Source organism: Mesorhizobium sp. M1A.F.Ca.IN.020.03.2.1 (genome assembly GCF_004023205.1).
In the GTDB taxonomy this organism is placed as follows: Bacteria; Pseudomonadota; Alphaproteobacteria; order Rhizobiales; family Rhizobiaceae; genus Mesorhizobium.
Genome location: NZ_RZSV01000298.1, coordinates 1 through 5,656 on the forward strand (window position 1 = coordinate 1; position 5,656 = coordinate 5,656).

General features: G+C 64.2%; 3 protein-coding genes. All 3 read right to left on the reverse strand.

Annotated features, from left to right (window positions below; genetic code table 11):
* A partial coding sequence (locus tag EOA79_RS28820) for a VCBS domain-containing protein (protein ID WP_206639284.1) occupies positions 1–2,687 on the reverse strand: 2,687 nt, incomplete at its 3' end.
* 465 nt (positions 2,688–3,152) lie between these two features.
* A complete protein-coding gene (locus EOA79_RS28825; RefSeq protein ID WP_095824824.1) occupies positions 3,153–4,004 on the reverse strand; it encodes a patatin-like phospholipase family protein in 852 nt (283 codons plus the stop codon).
* A complete protein-coding gene (locus EOA79_RS28830) occupies positions 4,001–5,326 on the reverse strand; it encodes a pitrilysin family protein (RefSeq protein ID WP_245322396.1) in 1,326 nt (441 codons plus the stop codon). The genes EOA79_RS28825 and EOA79_RS28830 overlap by 4 nt, the downstream gene beginning before the upstream one ends.
* Positions 5,327–5,656: the final 330 nt, after the last annotated feature.

Sequence of the window (5,656 nt, forward strand, 5' to 3'; positions counted from 1 at the left end):
TTGGCGGCGGTTGCGGGCAAATCCGAAAGGGCTGAGCAATAGTAGAAGGGGTCTGCCCCCGCCCCGCCAGTGAGTGTGTCGGTGCCGACGCCGCCGACCAGTCGGTCGTTGCCATCGCCGCCGTTCAGCGTGTCGTTGCCGTCCTGCCCGAACAGCGTGTCGTTGCCGGCCAGTCCGAAGATCTGGTCCGCGCCGCCATTGCCGTAGAGGACGTCGTCGCCGCCATTTGCTCCACCGCCGTCGACCGAATTGCCGTTGCTACCGGTGATGACCTGGAACGTCTCGCTGTACTGATAGGCGGGCCCGACCGGGTCGCCAACCTGGGTTGCCTGCACGGTGATGGAGTACACCTTGCTGGGTGACAAGCCCGACAGGCTCGAACTCAGCGTGCTGCCGGTGATCGAAAACAGCCCCGGGTCCGATTGCGAGGTGATGCTATAGACGAAGCTGCCGGCATCCGGGTCGGTCGCGGTCAGTGCTCCCGTGAATTGGAATGAACTGAACGTTACATCTCCCGTTGTTGTGCTCGGCGTCAGCTGGATGTCGGTCGGCGCAAAACGAGGTGGTCCGTCGTCGGCGCCGGTGATCGAGATCGAGACCAGCTTTGCCGTGCCATCCTCCGAATAGACGGTAAAACTGTCGCTCAAGGGCTGCCCGTCAGCGAGCGCGTTGACCGTCGGGTTCGAATTGTCGAGCGTGTAGGTCCAGACACCGGCGGCGGTTACGGTGAAGGTGCCGTAGCCGAGCGCGCTGGTCGTCGCGGAATTGACGGCCTGGAACGAATCCGTGGTGTTGTCTACATCGGTTGACAGAAGGTCGCCCGTCGCTGTCGGCGTGCCGCCGCCATTCGAGCTGCCCGCTTCGACGACGGTTCCGGTGGCCGTCCCGGTGATCGCCGCGGCATCATTGGCGCCATTAATGGTGATGTCGATGACCTGCGAGGTGCCGTCGGCGGTGGTGACCGTCACCAGCTCATGCAGCGTGGTGTTCGCACCGGTGCTGTTCAGCGCCTGGACGGTGGCGTTGTTGTCGTCCAGCGTATAGCTCCAGTTGCCGGCGGCATCGATCGAGAACGTGCCATAGCTTTTGGCCACGGCGGCCTGGACGTTGAAGGTTGCCGCGTCGTCGACATCCGTTGCGTTGAGGTCGCCCGAGGCCGTCGCATCGCCCGGCGTACCGTTGGCAACGGCGCTCTTCTCCGTGACCGAAGCGTCCTGGGCGCCGTTGCCGGCGATGATGGCGGCATCGTTGGTGCCGGTGATCGAGATGGTGATCAGCTGGGGCGTGCCGTCCTCGGAATAGACGGTGAAGGAGTCGCTGAGCGGATCGCCGTCGTTGAGAGCGTCGACCGCCGGATTGGTGTCGTCGAGCGTGTAGGTCCAGTTGCCGGCAGCATCGATGGAGAAGCTGCCGTAGCCGGAGTCGCCATTGCCGCTGGCGGCCTGGAAGGCGTTGGCGGTGTTGTCGACGTCGCTTGCCGTCAGTGAGCCGGTCGCCGTCACCGGGGCGTCGGCGCCGTCCTCGTCGACCGCACCGCTGGTGGTGCCGGCGATGATGGCGGCATCGTTGGTGCCGTCGATGTTGATGGTCACCGAGGTGTGGGTGCCGTCGGCGCTGACCACGTCGAAGGTGTCGGTGTAGGTGGTGCCGGCGGCGAACTCGTTGTGCGCCGAGGAGGCCGTGTAGGTCCAGGCGCCGGCGGCATCGATGGCGAAGGTGCCGTAGGTCCCGACCGTGCCGGCCTGGGCGACGAAGGTCGCCGGGCTGTCGACATCCGAGATGGTCAGCTGGCCGCTGCTCGATATGTCGGCGGCCGCATCGGTCTCGGTCAGGTTCCTCACATCGGCCGACAGCACCGCGGCATCGTTGGTGCCGGTAATATTGACGACGATGTTGTAATTCGCCGTGCCATCCGCGGATGTCACGGTCAACGTGTCGGTGACATTCTGGCCCTGCGTCAGCGGGTCGGCAAGTGCCTGGTTCAGCGCGTAGGTCCACGCTCCCGTCGTCGCATCGAAAGTGAAGGTGCCGTACATGCCCTGGAGGCTCGGCGGTGCCTGAAAATGGTTCTGGCCGGCATCAACGTCCGAAATGATCAGCTGACCATGTGCGCCGGGGTCGCCGGGCGTGCCGTTGGCGACGCCGCCAGCTTCCACCACAGTCGTGTCCGCGCCCGGCGCCGCTGTGATGGTGGCGCCGTCATTGGTGCCTTGAATGTTGACCGAGACGCTCGCCCAGCTCAACGTTCCATTGCCGAGCTTGATTGCGTAGGTAAAAGTCTCGTTGATGTGGTCGCCGGCTCCGAGCGCCTGCAGGCTCGTGAAGCCGTGCTGCGCGAGATAACCGCTAAGGTTCATCTCGACCTTGCCGTTGTTGATGCGGATCAGCACGCCGCCGCCGATGTCTTCCCAGGCGGAGATGCCGGTTGCCTGCGCATCCTGGGTCGTCAGGTCGATCGGCGCGTATTGCTTCGTAGCCGTCGATGCGGACGTGCCGTCGTCGATCGAATAGAGGGTCTTGGCATTGCCGCCCAAATCATTCGCCAAAACGTCCAATAGGATGATGGATTGGGATGCGGACACGATGACCACGTTGTCTTCCGTGTAGTTGAAGACATCGCCCTGTGCCTGCGGCGTGTTGGAGAACGACGTCGTGGTGCCGCCGGCACCGGAGATTTGCGTAGCCATTATTTTCATCCCCCTGGCAGACGCGCTCCGCGCCTGCTCGTTGGCCGTCCGAGACGGCTGACTACCCCATGCCGACGAATCGGCGCCCAGTCTTACGGGGAGAGGAAAGGATCAGAGTGCCATGCAACCAGGCGCAACCCGACGGTCCGGCCCGTGAACGGCCAGCCCAAAAGGCGATTCACAGACAGGTGGTGGCTCGATGGTGATGGCTACGACGGCGATGATCGCCGCGTTGCTTTTCCCCTACCCCAGTAGCGCCGTACTCGTTGTTGCCGGTCGGGAGGTAATTCGCGCTACCCTATATATTAGGATATTATTAACTCTACCGCAGCGCGCGCGTCAATGTCGAATTCGAAGAAGAGTTAATGACAAAATGCGTACTTGTACGCAGACATGGATAAACTGCATCGCACAGGCAAATAGAACTCGGTCCTTCCACGTAGCGGATCAGGCCTGTCCCACCGCTCACACCGCCTTGCCCAGCTTGCCGCCGCGCTCGGCGACCGCCTTCTCGACGGCGCGCTTCAGCTCGTCCTTGATCTCGACGGTGTCGGCCATCAGCGTCTCGATCTTCAGGAAATCGAGCACGCGGTATTTCGAGACGGCCGGACGGATAAGAATATCCGGCGGGTGCTGCCGCAGCTTGTTGGCGATGATCGACTGCATCATCAGCTGCGTGGCGCCATACATGAGGTCGACCGTGGTCGGATGCTTGCGTTCGACGTCGCTCGGCGCCCCGACCACGTCGATGGCGATGATGACGTCGGCATCCTTCTCGACCAGGTCGAAGGGCACCGGGTTGTAGATGCCGCCATCGATCAGCAATCGGTCGTCGCGCATCACCGGGCGGAACACCGCCGGAATGGCGGCCGAGGCCGCCAGCGCCGATTGCAAATCGCCCTGCGAGAACACCGCGAGCTTGTGGCCGAAATAGTCGGTCGCCGTCACCTTGAGCGGAATCTTCAGCTCTTCGAAGGTCGCCGGAATGGCGTCAGGCAGGAAGGCCTTCAGGATGCGCTCGATATTGAACTGGCCGACGCGGATGCCGCCCTGCATGGCCTCGGCGATCGTGCCCGGCCGCGAGCGCCACATGCGCGCGGCCACCTCGGCGCGGCTGCCGAGGATCAAGCGGCTGTACTCGTGGATCTCCGCCCCTCGCATGCCGGCGGCCATGCCGGCGCCCATGATGGCGCCGATCGAGGAGCCGGCGATCGCCACCGGTTTGATCCCTAGCTCGTCCAGCGCCTCGATGGCGTGAATATGCGCCAGCCCCCGCGCGCCGCCGCCGCCGAAGGCAACCGCGAAGGTCGGGCTCATCCCTTGCGGGCTCCCGCCACCTGCACCAGCGGCGGTCCGATCACCATTATCGCCGGGTCGGCCGACAGAAGCTTCCTTGCCGCGGCCTTGACGTCTGCAAGCGTCACCGCATCGATCAGCGCGGCGCGGCGCTTGATGTAGTCGATGCCGAGATTGTCGAGCTGCAGCTCGACCAGCGTCGCGGCTATGGAACTGGAAGAGTCGAGATTGTTAATGGCGTAGGCGCCGATCATGTATTTCTTGGTCGCCGCGAGCTCCTCCTCGGTCGGGCCGTTCTCGGCCATCTCCTTCACCACCTGACGCACGATGGCGAGCGTCTCGGCGGCGCGATCGGAACGCGTCGCCGTCGTCACCAGCAGCGCATTGGAATGCTCGTGATCGACGAGATCGGAGCTGACGCTATAGGCAAGGCCGCGCTTCTCGCGCACCTCCTCGTAAAGCCGCGACGTGAAAGTCGAGCCGCCGAGGATCTCGTTCATCAGCACCGCGGCGTAAAAATCGGGATCGCTCCGTTTGACGCCAGGCCAGGCAAGCTGCAGCGAGGTCTGCGGCAGATCGTAGTTCACTTCCAGCTGCTGGCCGAGCTTCAGCGACACGTCCGCCACCTGGGCCAGCGTCTGCGTCTGCGGCAGGTCGCCGAACACCTCGTCCAGCTTGCCGGAGAGCGTGGCGGCGTCGATGTCGCCCACCACCGCCACATGCAGGCCGGCGCGCGCGAAACTCGCTTTGCGAAAGGTCTTGAGGTCGGCGGCCGTTATGGTGGCAAGGCTCTCCTTCGTCCCCTCATCCGGCCGCGCATAGGGATGCTTGCCATAGATCGCGCGCAGCCAGCGCTGCTGGGCGATCGTGTTGGGGTCGCGCTCATTGGCGAGAATGCCCGAAAGCATCTGGGCGCGGATGCGGTCGATCGGCGCCTGGTCGAAGCGCGGGCTGTTCACCGCCAGCTTCAGCAGGCCGAACGCCTCATCCTTTTGATCGGACAGCATGCGCATCGAGCCATAAAGGCCGTCGCGTGCCGCCTGAAAACTCATCTCGGCGCCGGCGTCGTCCAGCTTCGACTGGAAGGCCTCGCTGTCGAGGTCGCCGGCGCCCTCGTCGAACAGGCCGCTCATCAGATTGACCAGACCTTCCTTGCCGGCAGGGTCCTGCGCGGTGCCGCCGTCGAAGACGAAGCGGATGGCAACCAGCGGGATCGAATGGTCTTCCACAAGCCAGGCGGTGATGCCTTTCTTCGACTTCACCTCCTGGATGTTCATCTCCGCGTGGGCGGCCAGCGCCGGCAAGAGCAGGAAGAACAGGGCGAAGCAGAGGGTTGCGACGATACGGTAGACCCCACCTTCTCCCTTTGTGGGAGAAGGTGGATCGGCGCGCAGCGCCGAGACGGATGAGGGGTGCTGGAAGGAACGAGACTGCGGCGATTTCGAGCATGCCGCCAAGCTGGAGCACCCCTCATCCGGCCGCTTCGCGTCCACCGCCCGGGGGCGAGCCACGGGTCTCGCCCCGTCCCTCGGACCCCACAAGGGGAGAAGGGAAGAAGCGCCCATTCGTCCACGTTCCATGCTCATCATCAATTCCCCGCCTGTTGTTGCGGCAGGAGATAGCCGGTCGTCGAGCGGTCGAGCACCAGGTAGCGGGCGGCCGCGGCCTTGACC

Coding starts and splice junctions, on each gene's coding strand:
- EOA79_RS28825 (WP_095824824.1), bottom strand. CDS start 4,004: ATGAGCCCGACCTTCGCGGTTGCCTTCGGCGGCGGCGGCGCGCGGGGG.